Consider the following 21,600-nt stretch of genomic DNA (forward strand, 5'->3'; position numbering starts at 1 on the left):
ATTTTGTTATTTTAAGCATTTGTATCAGTTTAAATATATTAAACTGTATTATAAAAGGAGAATTAAAAGGTGTTAAGATCAGAAAAACCGGTAGCAGTAGAGGATATTGTAAATATTTATAAAGAATCGCCCTCTATAATTATTACTCATTATCACGGGTTAACCGTTAGTCAAGTGAGTTCGCTTAGAGAATCACTTAAATCTAAAGAAGCAGGTTTTAAAGTAGTTAAAAATACTTTAGCAAAAATAGCTGCAAATCAAACAGGGCTTAATAGTATTGTTAATTTATTTGCGGGTCCTACTGCTATTGTTTATTCTAAAGAACCGGTTGAGATGGCAAAATTAGTAGTTAATTTTGCTAAGGCTAATGATAATCTTAAGATTATTGGTGGAATAGTAGATAATCACGTATTAGATGAACATTCAATAAAAGAACTTTCTAAGCTACCTACACTTAATGAGCTTAGGGGTAAAATTGTTGGGTTATTACAAGCACCGGCTACTAAGGTTGTAGGTGTTTTACAAGCCCCATCTTCGAGTATGGCGAGAGTAATACAAGCACATGCTAGTAAAAATTAACTTAAAGGTTACTGCATCAGGTATTTTAATTGATAATTAAAGAGCTGTTATAGTGAAAATTAATAAGGTTTTTTATAGGATATTATTCTTATTTTAAAAAAGTCTTATAATTTGAAGCACAAAAGAATTTAATTAACTTTAAAATGCCTGATGTTAGTAATCTCTCAATATAAAAAAAGTAAAAAGGAAAAAATTATGGCAGATTTAGCTAAAATTGAAGAACAATTATCATCATTAACGTTAATGCAAGCAGCTGAGCTTGTGAAAATGCTAGAAGAAAAATGGGGTGTATCTGCAGCAGCTCCTGTAGCTGTAGCAGCTGTCGGTGCTGCAGCTCCTGCAGCTGAAGCAGTAGCTGAAAAAACTGAGTTTGAAGTAGTTTTAACAGCTGCCGGTGATAAGAAAGTTGAAGTAATTAAAGTTGTGAAAGATATCACAGGTCTTGGTTTAATTGAAGCTAAGAAATTAGTTGATGAAGCTCCAAAGCCGATTAAAAGCAATGTGAAAAAAGCAGAAGCAGACGAAATCAAAGGTAAGTTAGAAGCTGCTGGAGCAAAAGTTGAATTAAAATAATTATTTCTGCACTAGGTTCTGTAAAGAAAAGTTGAATTATTCGTATTTTAGATAGTTTTAAGTAAAAATTAATAAGATTCTTGTTGAAACAGTTGTTTTTATTCCAAGAAAAATCTTATAATTTTCAATCAAAAACAACTAAGTATAGATTAATTTTTTTACAGGACCTAATGTTTTTGCATTACAGATGAAATATTTTATAGCTTTAAATTAACTTCTTAAAATCCAAAAAGCCTTATTCAAATTTAATTACTAAATAAGGCTTTTTAGATTTTAAGAAGTTAATTTAAAGCTAATTTAAGTTATTTTTTTGCAATAGGATAAAGCTATTACATTAAAAATCTTATTGATTAAAATAATTTTGTTAATGTACCATACGTCTAGAAGTTTAAATTATTGAAATTTTCTAGGTTCTGTGAACATTTATAATTGATTTTTAGTGAAAATTAATGAGATTTTTGAAGGAATAGCTACCTACTTTTAAAAAAATATTATAATTTGTTGCAACAAACAAATAACCAAAATCAAATCTTTTTGGAAATGTTCGTAGAGCCTACACAAGATCTAAATAAGAAACTTACTAGGTTTCTTTAATTTAAGTGTTATGTGAAAAATTTTAAAACAGTATATTGTATTTTACTGCAAATTATAAGTATTTTATTGAAATAGGTAGCTATTCCAATAAAAACTTTATTGTTTAAAATATAAATAATTTAAATTTTATATACAGAACCTAGGTTCTGAACACTTTTGATTAATGATTATTAATTAGGAGATATTTTTAAGCGAACATTAATAAGATTTTTGAGAGGAGAGTTTAACTATTTCAAAAAAATCTTATGATTTACAGCTAAAAAGAGCCATAATTATGATTATTCTATTAAAAGTGCATAGGACCTAATCACTGTTACGGGCAGTAATTTTATCAGTCAGGAGATTATATGGTTTCATTAAGGGATAATATAGAAGCACAACCCTTGTCACATAATAGAAGAATAAGAAAAAATTTCGGTCACATAAATTTAGTAGCAGATATACCGAATTTGATTGAAATTCAAAAAAATTCATATGAGAAAAACTTTCTACAGTTAAATATTAAAGATTCTGAAAGAAAAAACAAAGGTTTACAATCTATATTAAACTCGATTTTTCCTATTTCAGATTCCTCCAATATTGCTAATTTAGAATTTGTAAAATATGAATTTGATACTCCAAAATATGATGTAGAAGAGTGCAGTCAAAGAAGTTTAAGTTATGCTGCTCCTCTTAAAGTTACTTTAAGATTAAGTATTTGGGATATAGATGAGGATACCGGTACTAGAGAAATTAAAGGGATTAAAGAGCAAGAAGTATATATGGGTGATATCCCATTAATGACTAAAAACGGTACTTTTATTATCAACGGTACGGAAAGAGTAGTTGTATCACAAATGCATCGCTCACCTGGTGTATTCTTTTATCATGATGAAGGAAAAGTCCACTCTTCCGGCAAGCTTTTATATTCTGCTCGTGTTATTCCATATAGAGGGTCTTGGCTTGATTTAGAATTCGACGCTAAGGATGTGATTTATTTCAGGATTGATAGAAAAAGAAAGCTTTATACTACTACTTTGCTTAGAGCTATAGGTATGAGTACTGAAGAAATTATAAAATTTTATTATAATTCAGTAACTTATAAGCTTGTTAAAAATAAAGGTTGGGCGGTTAAATTTATACCTCAGCATATTACTGCTCATCGTTTAACAAGTGATTTAGTAGATGCAGATACCGGAAATATTCTACTGAAAGCAGGACAAAAAATTACTCCGCGTTTGGCTAAAAAATATTCTGGGGAAGGGCTTAATAATATTTTAGTAGCTCATGAAACTTTAATCGGCAAATATCTATCCGAAGATTTAAGAGATCCTGCAAGCGATGAAGTATTAGCAAAAATCGGTGAAATGATTACTGCTGATATGCTCAATGTTATTAATGATCTTAAAATTAAAAATGTTAACGTATTAGTAATCAATCCTCAATCCGGTCCATATATAAGGAACACCTTATTTGCTGATAAAAATCAGGATCGTGAGGCAGCATTATGTGATATTTTCAGAGTTCTAAGACCAGGCGAACCTGCTAATATCGAAGCGGCTGAAAGCCTGTTTTATAATTTATTCTTTGATACGGAAAGATATGATCTGTCAGAAGTCGGGCGAATAAAAATGAATTCTAGGTTAGAGCTGAATATTTCTGAAGAAGTTACGGTTTTAACAATTGATGATATTAAAAATATCGTAAGAGTTTTAGTAGAGCTTAAAGACGGTAAAGGTATCATAGACGATATTGATCATTTAGGTAATAGAAGGGTTAGATCGGTAGGTGAATTGATAGAAAATCAATTTAGAATAGGTTTAGTCCGAATGGAAAAATCTGTAATTGAAAGGATGTCGGCAGGTGATGTTGATACCGTAATGCCTCATGATTTAGTAAATTCTAAAATTTTAGTTTCAGTAGTAAAAGAATTTTTTAGTACCTCCCAATTATCCCAATTTATGGATCAAACAAATCCATTATCGGAAATAACTCATAAAAGAAGGCTGTCGGCACTCGGTCCCGGAGGTCTTAGTCGAGATCGAGCAGGTTTTGAGGTGCGTGACGTACATCCGACTCATTACGGTCGTATTTGTCCTATTGAAACACCTGAAGGTCAGAATATCGGGTTAATTAACTCTATGGCTACTTATGCTAGAATAAATAAACATGGTTTTATAGAGAGTCCGTATAGAAGAGTTAAAGATGGATGTGTAACCGATGAAGTGGTATATCTTTCTGCTATTGAAGAAGGTAAATACAAAATCGGACAAGCAAATTCTAAAATTAATAAAGACGGAAAGCTGCAAGGAGAGTTTATTAATTGCCGTGTTGAAGGCGGTAATTTTGTAATGGTAGAACCGTATGAGGTAGACTTCATTGATGTGACTCCTATGCAGGTAGTATCGGTTGCGGCTTCTCTTATACCTTTCTTAGAAAACGATGATGCTAACCGTGCTTTGATGGGTTCAAACATGCAAAGACAAGCCGTTCCTTTAATTAAAACGGATGCACCTTTTGTAGGTACCGGAGTTGAAGGGGTAGTAGCTAAAGATTCTGGAGCGTCAGTGCTTGCATTACATGACGGTATTGTTGAGCAGGTAGATTCAAATAGAATCGTGATTAGAACTCTAGAACAAAAAGTTGACGGTTCTCCTTCGGTTGATATTTATAACTTACTAAAATTCCAAAAATCCAATCATAATACTTGTATAAATCAAAAGCCTTTAGTTAAGGTCGGTCATTACGTTAAGAAAAACGATATTATAGCTGACGGTCCTAGTACCGATAACGGTGAAATTGCTTTAGGTCGAAACGTGCTTGTGGCTTTCTTACCTTGGAACGGTTATAATTTTGAAGATTCCATTTTAATATCCGAACGTATAGTAAAAGAGGATGTATTTACATCTATTCATATTGAAGAGTTTGAAGTAATAGCTAGAGATACACGCCTTGGTCCTGAAGAAATTACCCGTGATATACCGAATGTAAGTGAAGAAGCGTTGCGTCATCTTGATGAGGTCGGAATAATTTATATAGGTGCAGAAGTAAAAGCCGGTGATATTTTAGTTGGAAAAGTAACACCAAAAAGTGAATCGCCTATTACTCCTGAAGAGAAGCTACTACGTGCTATTTTCGGGGAAAAAGCTTTTGACGTAAAAGATTCATCGCTGCATGTACCTTCCGGAGTGAGCGGAACTGTAGTAGAAGTAAGGGTATTTTCTCGTAGAGGTGTAGAAAAAGACCAGCGAGCTATTGCTATTGAAAAACAACAAATTGAAAAATTCGCAAAAGACAGAGACGATGAATTAGAAATTATTGAGCATTTTGTGTTTAGTTGGCTTGAAAAGCTTTTAGTAGGGCAGGTGATTATTAACGGTCCTAAGCAAGTAAAAGTAGGACAAACTATTACTACTGAAATGCTAAAAGGCTTATCTAAAGGGCAATTTTGGCAGATTATCGTGGAAGATGCAAATGTAATGAATGAAATAGAGCAGATAAAGACTCATTATGATGAGAAAAAAGAGGCTCTTGATAAAAGATTTGCTACTAAGGTAGAGAAATTGCAAAGTGGTGATGATTTACCTCAGGGAGCTTTAAAAGTAGTAAAAGTATTTATTGCAACTAAGCATAAATTACAACCCGGGGATAAAATGGCAGGAAGACACGGAAATAAAGGTGTTATTTCACGTATCGTACCTGAAGAAGATATGCCGTTTTTAGAAGATGGAACTGTGGTAGATATCGTTCTTAACCCTCTAGGTCTTCCGTCCCGTATGAATATAGGACAGATTTTAGAAACGCATCTTGGGTGGGCATCAATAAATTTAGCAAAAAAAATATCTACCTTAGTAAAGGAATATAAAAATAAACATATAGGTATTGAGCAGATTAAGAAATTCTTAATTGAACTGTATGGAGAAAATATTAATTCTATACTTGAAAGACCGGAAGAAGAGATTATCTCTTTTTGTAAGAAAGTAAGTAAAGGCGTACATTTTGCAACTCCTGTATTTGACGGAGCAAAAGTTCAGGACGTTAAAGATATGCTAAAGCTTGCCGGTCAAGACCCTTCAGGACAAGTGAAATTAATTGACGGTAGAACCGGTGAATATTTTGACCGTCTAGTAACTGTCGGACAGAAATATTTGCTGAAATTGCATCATTTAGTCGATAATAAAATTCACTCCCGTTCTATAGGACCTTATAGCTTAGTAACGCAGCAACCGCTTGGAGGTAAGTCTCATTTCGGCGGACAGCGTTTCGGAGAAATGGAATGCTGGGCATTACAAGCTTACGGTGCAGCTTATACGTTACAGGAAATGTTAACGGTTAAGTCGGATGACGTAAATGGTAGGATCAAAACTTATGATTCTATAGTACGTGGTGAAAATAATTTTGAATCAGGCATTCCTGAATCATTTAATGTTATGATAAAAGAATTTAGATCTTTATGTCTTAACGTAAAGCTTGAAGTAACTTCAAGTTAAGAAAGACAGGTCATTTAAACAGATAAAAAACTTGTTTTTTATCTGTTTTACTAGATTCCCGCTTTTGCGGGAATGACATATAGGGTGCAATAAGAACTCTGGGTAGACGAAGGTCAATTTCAAAAAGAGCTAGGAGTTCACAAGGCGAGGAGCGGAGCGTATACTTAATACGTGAGCACCGCAGAACTTGTAGAACGACAACGCCAATTTTTGAAATTCACTGAGTATATACGAGTAATTTTTAAGGAAAAGTATTTATGAGCGTAGTAAATTTTTACGGACAATTAAGTAATACTCAACAATTTGATCAGATAAGGATTAATATAGCAAGTCCCGATCAGGTACGTTCGTGGTCTTTCGGTGAAGTAACAAAACCTGAAACAATTAACTATAGAACTTTTAAGCCTGAGAAAGATGGTTTATTTTGTGCAAGAATTTTTGGTCCGGTAAAAGATTATGAATGTCTCTGCGGTAAATATAAGCGGATGAAAAACCGTGGCATTACGTGTGAGAAATGCGGCGTTGAAGTTACGGTTTCTAGAGTAAGACGTGAAAGAATGGGGCATATTGAACTTGCAGCTCCCGTTGCTCATATTTGGTTTTTAAAGTCGCTACCTTCAAGAATTAGTACACTTCTTGATATGACAATGCGAGATGTAGAAAAGATTCTTTATTTTGAAAATTATGTAGTAGTTGACCCAGGGCTATCGATTTTACAAAAAGGCGAACTCTTAACAGAGGAAGAATTACAGAAAGCAAAAGATAAGTACGGTGAAGATGCATTTACTGCCTCTATAGGTGCAGAAGTAATACAACAAATGCTTAAAGAGCTTGATTTTTCAAAGTTAAAGCAAGAGTTATACGAGGAATTACAAACCACTTCTTCAGAAGTCAAAAAGAAAAAATTAGTAAAGCGTTTAAAATTAGTAGAGAATTTTTTAGAGTCGGAAAACAAGCCGGAATGGATGATTATGGATGTTTTACCGGTTATTCCTCCTGAAATTAGACCGCTTGTTATGCTTGACGGCGGAAGATTTGCTACTTCAGACTTAAATGAACTTTATAGAAGAGTAATTAATAGAAATAATCGTTTAAAGAAATTAATAGAGTCAAAAGCTCCTGATATAATAGTCAGAAACGAAAAAAGAATGTTACAAGAAGCGGTGGATGCGTTATTTGATAACGGTCGTCGCGGTAGAGCAGCGAAAAATGCTAATAAGCGTCCATTTAAGTCATTAAGTGATATGCTTAAAGGTAAGCAGGGGCGTTTCCGTCAGAACTTGCTAGGTAAGAGGGTTGATTACTCAGGACGTTCGGTTATCGTGGTAGGACCTGAGCTTAAACTTCACCAGTGCGGTTTACCTAAAAAAATGGCTCTGGAGTTATTTAAGCCGTTTATTTATTCTAAGCTTGAGTTGTACGGCATCGCTACAACTATTAAAGCCGCTAAAAGAATGGTGGAAGCTGAAAAATCCGAAGTGTGGGACGTGCTTGAAGAGGTAATTAGAGAGCATCCGGTTTTACTGAATAGGGCTCCGACGTTACATAGGCTTGGTATTCAAGCATTTGAACCGCTATTAATTGAAGGTAAAGCGATCCAGCTTCATCCGCTTGTGTGTGCTGCGTTCAATGCGGATTTTGATGGTGATCAGATGGCAGTACATATCCCGTTATCGATTGAAGCACAGCTTGAAGCTAGGGTATTTATGATGTCTACAAATAATATCTTAAGCCCCGCAAACGGTCGTCCTATCATTGTACCGGATAAAGATATAGTGCTTGGTTTATATTATCTAACCCTTGCATTTGATAATGAAGTAGGCGCAGGGATGATGTTCTCAGATTTAGCTGAGATGGAACATGCTTTATATAATAAATTTATAACTATTCATACAAAGATAAAATATCGCAGAAATCAGTTAAATGCCGAAGGTAAAATGGTCCCTGTTATCATTGATACTACTTACGGTAGGTTAATGGTCGGTGAGTTATTGCCTTCTAACCCTAATATAGAATTCAAGTGTATTAATAAACAACTAACTAAAAAAGACATATCATTAGTTATAGATTTAGTTTATCGTCACTGCGGTCAAAAAGCTACGGTAATTTTTGCCGATCAGTTAATGAAACTAGGTTTTAAATATGCTTGTTCTTCAGGTATTTCTTTTGGAATGGACGATATGGTAGTACCGGAATCTAAGAGTACTCATATCAACGAAACTCAGCTTGAAATAAAAGAATTTGAACAACAATATTCAAACGGTTTAATTACTTACGGAGAGAAATATAATAAAGTAGTCGATGCTTGGTCAAGATGTACCGATAGAGTAGCAAACGACATGATGAAAGAGATTGCTACGCCGCCGGTTAATGATGCTCCAAATCATCAGAAAATAAATGCTATATATATGATGGCTATTTCCGGAGCAAGAGGTTCTTTCCAGCAAATTAAGCAGCTAGGCGGTATGCGAGGTTTAATGACCAAATCAAACGGTCAAATTATACAAACTCCTATTATCTCTAACTTTAAGGAAGGATTAACTGAATTTGAGTGTTTTAATTCTGCTAACGGAATGCGTAAAGGGCAAATAGATACGGCTTTAAAAACGGCAAGCTCAGGTTACTTAACAAGAAAATTAGTAGATGTTGCACAAGATTGTATTATTACTGAAAAAGATTGTGGAACTGATAAAGGAATTGAAGTTAAGAGTGTTATTGAAGGTGGAGAAGTTATAGTACCTTTAGCTGAAAAGATTTTAGGTCGTACTGCTGCTATTGATATATTTCATCCGGTAACTAATGATCTAATTCTCAATAAAGGCGAGCTTATTAATGAAGCAAAGTTAGAGCAGATTGAGTCGGCAGGATTCGACAGAATTATGATAAAATCCGTATTAACCTGTGAAAGTACTACCGGTATATGTAGCATATGTTACGGTAGGGATCTTGCTACCGGTACATTAGTATCGGAGGGTGAAGCAATCGGGGTTATTGCTGCTCAATCTATCGGTGAACCGGGTACGCAGCTTACAATGAGAACTTTCCATATCGGAGGAGCGGCAACAAAAGGTGCTGAGGTTTCTTCCGTAGACGCTTCCTATGACGCAAAAGTGAAAATTATAAGTCGTAACGTTGTGATTAATTCTGAAGAACGCAAAATTGTTATGAGCCGAAATTGTGAATTATTATTGCTTGATAATAACGGTAATGAAAAGGCTCGTCATAAAATTCCATACGGTGCTAGATTACTTGTTGATGACGGTGATATGGTGATTAAAACTCAAAAACTAGCAGAATGGGATCCTTATACTATACCGATTATCACGGAGAAGTCAGGTAAAGTTTTATTCAAAGATATGGTTGAGGGTATTTCTATTCGTGACGTAACTGACGAAGCTACCGGAATACCGAGTAAAGTTATTATTGAATCAAAGCAATATTCACGCGGTGCAGAATTACGTCCGCGTATACAGCTTTTAGATGCTAAAGGTGAAGTTATCACCTTATCAAACGGTTTAGAAGCTAGATATTACTTGCCGGTTGGAGCAGTTTTAAGCGTAGAAGACGGAGTACAAATATCGGTAGGTGATATCATTGCACGTATACCGAAAGAATCAACAACTACTAAAGATATTACAGGTGGTTTACCAAGAGTTGCCGAGCTTGTAGAAGCAAGACGCCCTAAAGATCATGCAGTTATTGCCGAAATTGACGGTAGAGTAGAATTCGGTAAAGACTATAAATCTAAAAGACGTATTATTATACATCCGATTGATGAAACAATGTCTATTGAGTATATGGTACCAAAAGGCAAGCATGTTGTAGTTAACGAAGGTGACTTTGTTAAAAAAGGTGATTTATTGATTGACGGTAATCCGGTACTTCAAGATATTTTAAAAGTAATGGGCGTAGAGGTTCTTGCAAATTATATTGTTAATGAGGTTCAAGCCGTTTATCGTCTACAAGGTGTAAAGATTGATGATAAGCACATAGAAGTTATTATCCGTCAGATGTTACAAAAAGTAGAGGTTACGGATTCAGGAGGAACTACGTTATTAGTAGGTGAAAAAATAGATAGACATGAATTTGATGAGATAAATGAAAAAGCTATGAAAAATGGTTTAAAACCTGCTGAAGCACAATTAATATTACAAGGTATTACTAAAGCTTCTCTGCAAACTAGATCGTTTATCTCCGCGGCATCATTCCAAGAGACTACTAGAGTTTTAACTGAAGCAGCTATTGCTGGTAAAGTAGATAAGTTGCGAGGACTAAAAGAAAACGTGATAGTTGGACGATTAGTACCTGCTGGAACCGGTTACTTTATGGATAAAATGCGTAAAGCAGCTGCAAAGCTTGATGAAGAGAATGTATAAATATACTAAGATAGAACTTGAAAAATTGGCGGTGTCGTCTTTGTAAGTCGTAGGATGCTGAACGTTTAATATACGCTCCGCTCCTCGATTTATAGACCCTTTGCTCTTTTCCAAGTTGATCTTCGTATGTACCGGATAGTTTATAAAAAACCCGTCATTGCGAGCCAACATTTATGCTGGCGTGGCAATCTCATGAAATAATAACAAACTCCCCTGAGCTGGCTTCGTCAATTACTTTGTAATGTCCTTGCAATGACGAGGTGGTATCCACGCAACAATGCCTTCCTAGCAGAAGTGGGAATCCAGAAAAATAACCTTACTACGCGCATTATTGACAAAAAAAAAGCCTATAAAAAACCAAGTTTTTTATAGGCTTTTTCTTATTGCCCACTTGCAGAAATGACGCTTTAATAACAAGCAATCGGTGCTGTTAAATGCTCGTAGGTTTGACCTAAATAAGATACTGGTTGTTCAAAGATATACGTATCATTGTTATCATAATTACCGTATAATTGTAATTTTGCTAGAGAATCGTCATATTGGAAGTTTTCAAGTGTTTCTTGATTTTTAGATATCTGAATTTCTGCTAAACAATGTTCAACATAAGTTTTCAGTACTTCTTGACGAATTGCATCATGTAAAGCTTTTAACATGAGTAAGTTTACTAATGGGTTAATACTATTATTTGCATTAGTAGTAATCGTAGCTTCTTCGTGTTTTTGATCAATAGACATCTTTCCACACTTCACTTCTAGAGGTAATTTAGACGTCGATCCGGTACTCGCATCCTCACGTATGTCTGCGGTGCTGTGTTCCGTATCTCTTTTAAATTCCTCTCTATAAACTGGTTTAGAAAGATGTCTAACAGGCAATTCAGAAATTAAAGACTCTTCATTGCTTACTTCTACCTTCTCTGTTTCAAGATTTGCTGATGCAGCATTGACTTTTTCTTCAAAATTTATCTCTGGGAAAAGTGCTGTCACATCCGTTATTTCAAGTTTTCCTCCTTTTTTACCTACTTCATAAGCTTTAGCAATAATGTGTTTATAAATAACGTCAATTAATGCTCGTTTTGTTTGTATTTCATCAGAATAGTTAATTCCTCCTTCATTCCAAAACTTTACTATTCTAGACAAAGCAGGAATATAGTTACTGGCCTTTGCTAAAAATTTTTGTATAAATGTAGGTTCAATAATAGGGGTTAATGTAGGATTTTCTTCATATTGTCTAAATACATACTCAACAATTTTAGGTATATTTTGATCTGGTTCTACTTCGTCAGGTAAGCCGTGTAGTATTTTTTTGGCTGTTGCTTGACCCATCTTCTCATGCAAAATATTAACCCCGATCCATGTCCATGACGGATTAGCCGTAAAACAAAGCTTTGTTATATAAAATGCTAGCGATATAGGTAGAGATAATAACTTTAAATAGTTAAGGCAATTATATCGTATTGGATGAGGAGTGAGACTATAAATCTTACCCATATCTTGGTTTAACTCACATGATGCTTTAATCATTTTATACTTCTGCTTAATTAAATGAGAAGTGATGTCATATACTGGCATATTATTACTTAAATTTAACTAATTCGTCAGTAAGATATAAAAAACGTTAACATTTGTCAAATGCTATTTAATGAGATTTTGTTTTAAATCAATTATAATACTTGCAAAGTTTTATCAAGATAAATAGAATGATCCAAAGTCAAAAATAATATAAGGAGTAAATATGCTTAACGTAAATTTTGTGAATGAAGAATCATCTACTAATCAAGGTCTAGTAGTTTTTATTGATGAACAGTTAAAGCTTGATAGTAATTTAATAGGACTTGATCAACAACATCATGGATTAATTTCTAAAACTATTCAGAATAAACTGCAATTTACCGGTAAATATGGACAGATCAAGGTTATTCCGTCCGTCATTAAATCAGGCGAGGTTAGATATTTGATAATAGCAGGTCTTGGGAATGAAGAAAAATTAACTGAAGCAAAAATTGAAGAGTTAGGCGGCAAAATCTTACAGCATGCAACCGGTTGTAAAATTTCTACTATTGGCTTAAAACTTACAAATAGAATTAGCAGGTTTACATCTCAAACATTTGCGTCTTTAGTTGCTAGCGGTGCGTTTCTTGCTTCTTACAGATTTGATAAATATAGAACTACCTTAAAAGAAGCAGAGAAGTTCGCAGTAGAGTCAATTGAAATTTTTACTGATAATAGCACTGAAACGGCAAAATTATTTGAAATCAAAAAATTAATTGCTGAAGCAGTATTTTTTACAAGAGATATAAGTAATGAACCGTCAAATATTAAAACTCCTCAAGTTTATGCCGAAAGAATAGTTGATAGACTTGAACCGCTAGGGGTAGATGTTGATGTTATCGGTGAACGTGAGATGAAAAACCTTGGTATGGGAGCATTACTTGGTGTGGGGCAAGGTTCACAAAACGAGTCAAAGTTAGTGGTGATGGAATATAAAGGTGGCAGTAAAGATGCTCCGACTATTGCTTTGGTTGGTAAAGGAGTGATTTTTGATACAGGCGGTATTTCATTAAAACCGTCAAGTGATATGCACTTAATGCGATACGATATGGGAGGTTCTGCAGCAGTTGTGGGTACCATCATTGCGGTTGCTGGTCAAAAATTACCTATAAATATAGTCGGTGTTGTAGGGCTTGTCGAAAATATGCCGTCCGGTAATGCACAGCGTCCAGGGGATGTAGTAACTACCATGTCAGGGCAAACTGCCGAAGTTTTAAATACCGATGCAGAAGGGCGGTTAGTACTTGCTGATGCTGTGTGGTATGCACAAGAAAAATTTAAGCCTAAATGCGTGATTGACGTTGCAACTCTAACAGGAGCAATAACCATAGCACTTGGTAATACATATGCTGGTTGTTTTTCCAATAATGATGAGTTAGCTGATAAGTTAATAAAAGTAGGGGAAGAAGTTAATGAAAAACTTTGGAGAATGCCGCTGCATGATGAGTACGATGCAATGATTAACTCCGACATAGCCGATATGGCAAATATCGGGAACGTACCGAGAGCTGCCGGAAGCTGCATAGCTGCACATTTCATTAAACGTTTCATTAAAGATGGAGTAGATTGGGCTCATTTAGATATAGCAGGCGTTGCAAATAGTAATAAAGCTTCAGCACTCGGTCCTAAGGGGGCAGTAGGATACGGCGTGAGATTACTAGAGAAATTTATCAAAGAATATACTTAAATGCTATTCTTGCGTTGCATTGCCTGCATGGATACCGAGTCGTCATTGCGAGCAGCCTTAGGCTGCGTGGCAATCTCGTCAAATATTCTGAGATTGCTTCGTCAATTACTTACGTCATTTTCTTGCAATGACGGAAAAAACTATCCAAATGTGTAATACTGAGCTAAGAATGACATTAAACTTCGTCTATTTACTATTCGTTTATTCTGAATATAATTATGAACACAATAAATAAACCTTATATATTTGTTATAGGTAATGAGAAAGGCGGAGCAGGTAAAACTACCTGTTCTATGCATTTAATAATCGCTCTGCTTTATCAAAATTATTCGGTAGTAAGTATAGATACCGATTCACGTCAAAGTTCGTTAACGAATTATTTAAAAAATCGAGATTTATATAATAAACACAATCCTGATAAACCTGTATTAGTACCGAAACATTTTCATATATCGGAAAGCAACGTAGAAGAGCAAGCAAAGAGTTTTGAGCCGATACTCAAAAATAATCAGGATGTCGATTATATAGTGATTGATACCCCAGGCAGTCATACTCCTTTATCAAGGGTTGTTCATTCTTACGCCGATACAATTATTACACCGATTAATGATAGCTTTCTAGATTTAGACGTAATAGCAAAAGTCGATAGCAAGGATGAAATTATTAGCCCATCAATATATAGTCAAATGATTTGGGAGCAGAAAATGGAACGTGCTAGTCGTGATAGAATTAGTATAGATTGGGTCATACTTCGTAATCGTTTAAGTAATCTTGATGCATTAAATAAAAGACGCGTAGGAAATGTATTAGCTAAACTTGCTAAAAGAATTAACTTTAAACTCGCAGAAGGATTTAGTGAACGTGTAATATATAGGGAGTTATTTTTACAAGGTCTAACATTACTTGATCTAAAAACTGCAAAATATGATAGAGCATTTAATAGCTCACACGTGCTTGCACGTCAAGAATTACGAAATTTTTTAGACTTTCTAGGTATTAAGGCTGCGTTCAAAGGTTAATTTCTATTAAAGTTTTTCTTGTATAAAAATATATATATAATGTAAATTAATATGTTTTAACTTTATAAGAGAAGAGAAACAAATGTCAAATATTGCTGAAAATATTTCAAAACTACCGGAAGAACAAGAAAAAGTTAATAAGCTTGTTGATCAATATAAAAATTTAACTCCGGAAGAACAAAAAATTGTTGATAGAAAACTTAAGTCACATTTTACAAAAGAAGAGCTAGAACAAGATGAGCTTAAATCAAGAATGAATAGGATACGTAGTAATTTGTCTAAGCAAGACCAAGAAAAACTACAAGCAGGTAATAATTCTATAGGTGAAATAGCAAAAGATGTATTATCGTTAGTTAAAGGAATAATAAATCTAGTCGAAAATGTTGCAGAGATAATTAAAAATCCTAAGAAAGCAATATATGAATGGATTAAAGGTGAGTTAAATCAAGTAAAACCTCAACAACAAAATTATCAGCAACGTCCATCAAAGCCAAAAGCTGCTGCAATATCAAGATAAAACTTTGGCAAGATAAATTTTTAGTTTTTATTTGCGAAAATTTGTGATTTTATGTATATAATGGGGAAATCGTATAATAAAAAAATAAAAATGCATAAATACAGAACTCATAATTGTAACGAATTACAAATATCCGATGTAGAAACAGAAGTTAAGTTATCCGGTTGGGTACATAGAAGAAGAGATCACGGGAATCTAGTTTTTATAGATTTACGTGATCATTACGGTATAACTCAAATCGTGTTTACCGATCAAAATCCTCAGCTTATGGAGGATGCAAGTCGTTTGCGTTATGAGTCGGTAATTACGGTAAGGGGTACAGTTGTAGCAAGATCAGAGGACACGATTAATAATACGCTTCCGACAGGTCATGTTGAAGTGCTAGCTGTGGAATTTAGTGTTGAGTCAGCTGCGGACACTCTACCTTTTGTTATTAATACTGAAAAAGACGCTCCCGAAGAGTCTAGGCTTAAACATCGCTTTTTAGATCTTAGGCGTGAGAAATTACATAATAATATAATACTCCGCTCACAAATTATTTCTCATATTCGTCATTTGATGACGGCAAGCGGTTTTACCGAATTTCAAACTCCGATTTTAACAGCAAGCTCACCTGAGGGGGCTAGGGATTTTTTAGTACCTAGTAGAATGCATCCGGGTAAGTTCTATGCATTACCGCAAGCACCTCAGCAATTCAAGCAGTTATTGATGGTATCAGGCTTTGATCGTTATTTCCAAATTGCTCCTTGTTTTCGGGATGAAGATGCAAGAGCCGATAGATCACCCGGCGAGTTTTATCAGCTAGATGTAGAAATGTCGTTTGTTACACAGGAAGACGTATTTAGTACTATTGAGCCTGTGATGTATGATTTATTCACTAAATTCACGGATAAGAAAGTATCAGAGACTCCTTTTGTTTGTATTCCATATAATGAATCTATGCTAAAATACGGCTCTGATAAGCCTGATTTGCGTAACCCTATTATAATTGCCGATGTAACTGAGATATTTAGAGATTCCGATTTTACAATCTTTAGAGAGAATATTAAAAAAGGTAGCATAGTGCGTGCAATTCCTGCACCTAAGGCAGCTGCACTGCCTCGTAGTTTCTTCGATAAAATGATAGAGTTTGCGATATCAGAAGGAGCAGGTGGACTTGGCTATATTCAGTTTAGTGAAACCGGTGAAGCAAAGGGACCAGTAGTAAAATTCTTAAGCCCGCAGCAATTAGAGAGTCTAAAAGCTACAGCTAGTATTAGTAACGGTGATGCTGTATTTTTCGCTAGCGATAAGAAAGAGAAAGCTGCTAAACTTGCCGGTAAGGTTAGAATAAGACTTGGTGAAGAGCTTGATTTACTTGAAAAAGATTGTTTTAAATTCTGCTGGATTACCGATTTTCCATTCTATGAGTTAAATGAAGAAACAGGAAAAATTGATTTTAGCCATAATCCGTTTTCTATGCCGCAGGGCGGAATAGATGCTTTAGAGCAAGCTAAAACCACTGAAGAGTTATTAGAACTTACCGCATACCAATATGATATTGTTTGTAACGGTATTGAACTGTCCAGCGGTGCTATTAGAAACCATAAGCCGGAAATTATGTATAAAGCATTTTCCATAGCAGGTTATAGTGAAGAGGAAGTTGATAAGAGATTTGGAGGGATGATTAGAGCATTTAAGTTTGGAGCTCCACCACATGGTGGAATAGCCCCCGGTATTGACCGAATCGTTATGCTGCTTGCGGAAGCAACAAATATAAGGGAAATAATTGCGTTTCCTTTAAACCAGCAGGCTGAAGATTTACTAATGAACGCCCCAAGCTATGTAGAGGATAAAGCTCTAAAAGAGCTAAGCATTATGCTCTCACCGTCTGCTAGAAAAAATGCAGAAAAAGAATAAGAATTTATAGTTGTTGTATGTTATTATGTCATACCGCAACTTGGTCTATAGTATGTCATTTCTAGCTAAAAGCGGAAATCCAGTACTTTTCGCTGTCATACCGTGGCTTGACCACGGTATCGAGAAAAAAATTTAAAAAAGACTAGATCCTGCGATCAAGTTGCAGGATGAGATTAATAGTTACTGGCTTTCCGCTTTTAGCTAGAAATGACATTAGGACTATGCAACGACTCTGTGACTGCTCGCAATGACGTTTAAAGCATATACTCAACAATGCTTATCTTTGTTGATGTCTTTCCTTCCTAGCTTGTAATTGAGAGAATGCGATTTCTTTTACCGTTTCTACTCTTTTTGTTTGGAGTCTTTCTTGCTTCTTCTGTTGTAGTATATTACCAATTTTTATAGTTTCTGCTATAAGTTTTTCTGTATTATGAATTTTATTTAAATTCTCAGGAGAAATTTGTTTCATAAAATAATTTGAGATACTAGGTAAACCTCTCTTTTCACAAAAAATTCCTACCTTGTAATATATAGTATCTTTAGAATTTAACTTGAAAGATTTAGCATTTAATAAGTTGGTCGTGTTTTCGATGTTATCCTGATATTTTAAATTTTTCTTTATACCCTTAATATCTTGCTCGGTAAGATAATTTTCTTTTTTTAGCACTTTCATTATATTGTCGTAGAATTTTGCTACTGCTTTATCGGTTACGTTTTTAGTTGTTGCCTGCTTTGTAAAATCAACAATTAGTGATGCCAATTTTTCGCCTGTAGATTTGTCTTGTATACGCATTGATTTTGCAGGATCAGAAATTTGTACTTCTACTTTATCTGTCTTAACCTCAACTTCTTTTTCTTTCCATTTTCCGTCCAAATCTTTGCTCCATTGTTGTTCCTTGATTGTTTCTTTTTTCAAGCCTATAGAAATTTTAATTTGGTAATTATTTTCATACGCCCACTCTTTAGCATCTTTACCTTCAATTGTAATGTTATTATCTATTGCATAGAGTACCGGGTCTTTTACAGGTGAATTAGCGAAAGCCTCTAACCAACCACCATTTTTAAATTCAGGTGAAACATTACTGAATTTTGTTACTATCTCAGCTCCTTTGGCCACTTCTTGCATATTAACAAGATTTTCTTTTATACTGCTTTTATAGTGTTTTCTCAAATCATCAAAATTTTGAATATTAGTGGATAACATAATATTTTTTGGATCAAACCCAGCTTTTTTTAATTCATCAATTTTTTGATCAACTATTGCTTCCATATGTTTCTCATCAAATTGACTTATCATTTGATTTAATGATTCGCTATATTTATCGATACTAAATGAGAAATTACCTGCTTTAATAGCAGCACTGTAGCCAACACCAGGATGTGTAAACATTTCAGCTGTTGATTGAATCATACTGCTAAAATTCTTATGAAATGCTAAAAAAGAGCGACCATGATCAATTTTGGTTATTGTTTTACCATCCTGTACCATTAAATTACCAGCATGATAATCTACTTCCCCCAGCATATGACAAGCAGCTATGGCTTTTTCAAATCCTTCCAACTTTTTTAAATTTTGATCATTATCTCTGACTCTAGTTTCACCTGATAAACCGGAAAATTCTGTTAGTGTTACAGCATTATCAAAAAATTTAGAACGTACATAAAGTGAATCAGGGTGTTGTTCATCCGCTGTTACCAGCCCTTCTTTTGGTGCGCGATCATGTAATAAAAATTGATACATGGTAGAGCCTATTAATTCTTGTACTCCGTCTCTTCGGTCAGCCATAGCCTGTCTTTGTGCATGATTACCTTGTATTTTTTGGCATGCAGCATGAGTTTTATAAAAATGTTTTAAAATAAAAGTATTACCGGCGTTATCTTTAGCAACATAACCGGCTGAGACGCCTGCTGCCTTTTTTCCTTTCTCCTCAAACTCAGCTTGCTGTGCCACCCTCTTATCACGTAGCATAGCATCAATTACTTTTTTAGGGTCATTAGGATTTCTTATTTCTTCAAGTTTTCTGTAATCTGCGTTATATCGGCTATCATCTAATCCAACCTGTCGTTCAATTGCCTCTATCATAACTAAGTGCTCTAAAAGAGGTGCATCGATTATTTCCCTTAATTTCTTGTTTTTATCTCCTGGAAACGAGTTTTTTATTATTGTTGTAACTTTAGCTAAATCCTTAGTGTTTAAATCGGCTAGGGCCATATAGCTAATATATAGGCTTTCAGCAGTAGGAGATTGGTCATTAGAAAGGTCAATAACAGATTCGGCAATGCCTTTGCAGGTTCTAGATATTTTGGCATTCAATTCTGTATCATTAGTTTTCAGGGCTTTAAAAAGTTGCTCTTGTAATAATAATTCTTGTTGAGTTTTCTCTTTAGACATAAAAATAACCTGCTTAATATTAACTAATAGTGAAAAAGTGTTGTTGCGTGGGTCAAAATCCTCATCATTGTGAGGAAACCACGCAGCAATTGATGAAGCAATCCAGTAAACATTTTGATTTACAGAATTTTTTTATTATTTTTTCTGGATTGCCGAGTTCGCTGCGACCGTTTGCAATGATGATTCGGTATCCACGCAACAATGCCACGTGGGCATGACATTGAATAAGTTTTTGAAGCCGTGCAACAAAGCCCCCGCTTTTGCGGGGATATGACATCCAGGTCTTTTTAAAAACTATTCAGTAATAGATTTGATCGTGATATAACAATGAAAAAACCGAAGCAATGAAATAAAATCATGACTTTGCAAGAATGATACCAATTAATCTCTTCTATTGCCTAAAAATCTCATTAAATATAGGAAAAGATTTATAAAATCTAAATATAAAGTAAAGGCTGCCATAATAGAAAGCTTTTGTCCTACTTCATCGTTTCCTGCCATGTAATACATAGACTTAATCTTTTGAGTATCCCAAGCAATTAATCCCATAAATATTACTATTCCAATAAGAGAAGTAGCAAAAGAAAGAGCCGAGCTTTTTAGAAACAAGTTAACTAATGAAGCAATGATAAGACCTATAAGACCCATTGCAAAAAATGAACCCATAGATGTTAAATCTCTACTTGTGCTATAACCGTATAAACTCATTGCTCCAAAAACGGAAGAGCAAATAAAGAAAGTACGAGCTATTGATGCACCGGTATAAATAAGAGCTAAATATGCAAGCGACATACCGGTTAAACCGGCATAAACCCAAAATAATATTTGTGCCGTTGGCAGGTTCATTTGTCCGAAGCCCATAAAGAAATATAAAGCAATACCGAGCGGAGCAAACATTATAATAGTACCGAAACCTGTTTGAAACATTAAATTATAAATAGGCTCAACTGATATAGTCGTTACGGCTGCTACACCGGTTAGTAAAAGTGCTAAAGCCATATAATTATATACTTTAAGCATGTATTGTCTTAAGCCTTCATCAAAAGTTTTATGTTTTGAGGCGGCAGTTAAAGTTTTTGTATAATCGATCATAAGTAACCTTAGGATTATGTTATTTACATAATAAAATATAGCCTCTTAAAGGTATTTTTTCAAGCTATATTAATTATATTTTATAAATATCTTGCATTGAATATAAAGCAGAAGGTTTATCTTGTAGCCAAATAGCGGCTTTAATTGCACCAATAGAAAAAGAATTTTTATTCAGAGCTTCATGTTTTAAGGTGATTATTTCATCGTCACCTAGGAAAGATATTTCATGTATACCGTGAACATTTCCACCACGAAGCGAGGAAATACCTATTTCTTTTTCGCTTCTTAGTCTATTACCACGATTAAATGTTATATTTAATCCTTTTTTGCTGGCAATTGTTTCAGCAAGCATAACAGCAGTTCCTGAGGGTGAATCTTTTTTATTACGGTGATGCGTTTCTAGAATTTCAACATCGTAATCATCTAGTATTTTTGTTACTTCTTTAGCTAGATAGCTAAGCAAATTAGCTCCTATACTCATATTTGCAGAATATAAAACAGGTAAAGTTTGAGCTGCTTTTTCTAAAAGCTTAAAATGTTGAGGTTGGAGACCTGTGGTTCCGATTACTAATTTTGTATTATGTTTTAATGCATAATTAATTAATTTTTCTAATATTTCAGGGGTAGAAAAATCGATGATCACATCAGAATTTTTACAAAAATTATCTAAATCATCTAAATTATTAGTACTATTAAATTTTGCTGCAATTTTGCAATCTTTAAATTTATCTATTCTCTCTAGAATGGTTTCTCCCATTTTACCGGTAGAACCACTAAGACCGATATTTAACATATTGGCAATGTATACTCCTAATAAATGAACAGTAAGTAGACGAAGTTTAATTTGGACAAGAGC

The 21,600-nt window shown here is 34.4% G+C and carries 12 protein-coding genes; 8 read left to right on the forward strand and 4 right to left on the reverse strand.

What is annotated here, in order from left to right; all coding sequences use genetic code 11:
* Positions 1 to 69 precede the first annotated feature (69 nt).
* The 4 genes from rplJ (at position 70) to rpoC (ending at position 10,591) form a co-directional block, all read left to right on the forward strand.
* On the forward strand, positions 70 to 579 hold the full coding sequence (gene rplJ, locus RC_RS00935) for a 50S ribosomal protein L10 (protein WP_004996634.1): 510 nt from the start codon (positions 70 to 72) through the stop codon (positions 577 to 579).
* A gap of 195 nt (positions 580 to 774) precedes the next feature.
* Positions 775 to 1,152 carry a 50S ribosomal protein L7/L12 gene (rplL, locus tag RC_RS00940; RefSeq protein ID WP_010976850.1) on the forward strand — a complete coding sequence of 126 codons (378 nt, stop codon included), beginning with the start codon at positions 775 to 777 and terminating at the stop codon, positions 1,150 to 1,152.
* Positions 1,153 to 2,093: 941 nt separating this feature from the next.
* Complete coding sequence (rpoB, locus tag RC_RS00945; RefSeq protein WP_010976851.1) at positions 2,094 to 6,215, forward strand: DNA-directed RNA polymerase subunit beta; 4,122 nt, start codon at positions 2,094 to 2,096, stop codon at positions 6,213 to 6,215.
* A gap of 257 nt (positions 6,216 to 6,472) precedes the next feature.
* The gene (rpoC, locus tag RC_RS00950; RefSeq protein WP_010976852.1) at positions 6,473 to 10,591 is read left to right on the forward strand and encodes a DNA-directed RNA polymerase subunit beta'; all 4,119 of its coding nucleotides are present in this window, start codon (positions 6,473 to 6,475) and stop codon (positions 10,589 to 10,591) included.
* 407 nt (positions 10,592 to 10,998) lie between these two features.
* Here the strand turns inward: rpoC and RC_RS00955 are convergent, their stop codons facing one another.
* Positions 10,999 to 12,159: a palindromic element RPE1 domain-containing protein gene (locus RC_RS00955; RefSeq protein ID WP_010976853.1), complete on the reverse strand. Its 1,161-nt coding sequence runs from the start codon at positions 12,157 to 12,159 to the stop codon at positions 10,999 to 11,001.
* Between the two features lie 163 nt (positions 12,160 to 12,322).
* On the opposite strand from RC_RS00955, the gene RC_RS00960 reads away from it, so the two are divergent.
* The 4 genes from RC_RS00960 (at position 12,323) to aspS (ending at position 17,260) form a co-directional block, all read left to right on the forward strand.
* On the forward strand, positions 12,323 to 13,825 hold the full coding sequence (locus RC_RS00960; RefSeq protein ID WP_010976854.1) for a leucyl aminopeptidase: 1,503 nt from the start codon (positions 12,323 to 12,325) through the stop codon (positions 13,823 to 13,825).
* 218 nt (positions 13,826 to 14,043) lie between these two features.
* A complete protein-coding gene (locus RC_RS00965; protein WP_010976855.1) occupies positions 14,044 to 14,844 on the forward strand; it encodes a division plane positioning ATPase MipZ in 801 nt (266 codons plus the stop codon).
* Between the two features lie 82 nt (positions 14,845 to 14,926).
* On the forward strand, positions 14,927 to 15,361 hold the full coding sequence (locus RC_RS00970; RefSeq protein WP_004996619.1) for a DUF3106 domain-containing protein: 435 nt from the start codon (positions 14,927 to 14,929) through the stop codon (positions 15,359 to 15,361).
* Between the two features lie 90 nt (positions 15,362 to 15,451).
* On the forward strand, positions 15,452 to 17,260 hold the full coding sequence (aspS, locus tag RC_RS00975; RefSeq protein ID WP_029374431.1) for an aspartate--tRNA ligase: 1,809 nt from the start codon (positions 15,452 to 15,454) through the stop codon (positions 17,258 to 17,260).
* Positions 17,261 to 17,537: 277 nt separating this feature from the next.
* Here the strand turns inward: aspS and RC_RS00980 are convergent, their stop codons facing one another.
* From RC_RS00980 to dapB, 3 genes are all read right to left on the reverse strand, one after another.
* Positions 17,538 to 19,652, reverse strand: coding sequence for a T4SS effector phosphatidylinositol 3-Kinase RisK1 (locus RC_RS00980; protein ID WP_010976857.1), 2,115 nt, complete (start codon positions 19,650 to 19,652; stop codon positions 17,538 to 17,540).
* 381 nt (positions 19,653 to 20,033) lie between these two features.
* On the reverse strand, positions 20,034 to 20,744 hold the full coding sequence (locus RC_RS00985) for a Bax inhibitor-1/YccA family protein (protein WP_010976858.1): 711 nt from the start codon (positions 20,742 to 20,744) through the stop codon (positions 20,034 to 20,036).
* Between the two features lie 73 nt (positions 20,745 to 20,817).
* Positions 20,818 to 21,537, reverse strand: a complete 720-nt coding sequence (gene dapB, locus RC_RS00990; RefSeq protein WP_012150406.1) for a 4-hydroxy-tetrahydrodipicolinate reductase — start codon at positions 21,535 to 21,537, stop codon at positions 20,818 to 20,820.
* Between the last annotated feature and the right edge of the window lie 63 nt (positions 21,538 to 21,600).

Source organism: Rickettsia conorii str. Malish 7, from assembly GCF_000007025.1.
Lineage (GTDB): Bacteria > Pseudomonadota > Alphaproteobacteria > Rickettsiales > Rickettsiaceae > Rickettsia > Rickettsia rickettsii.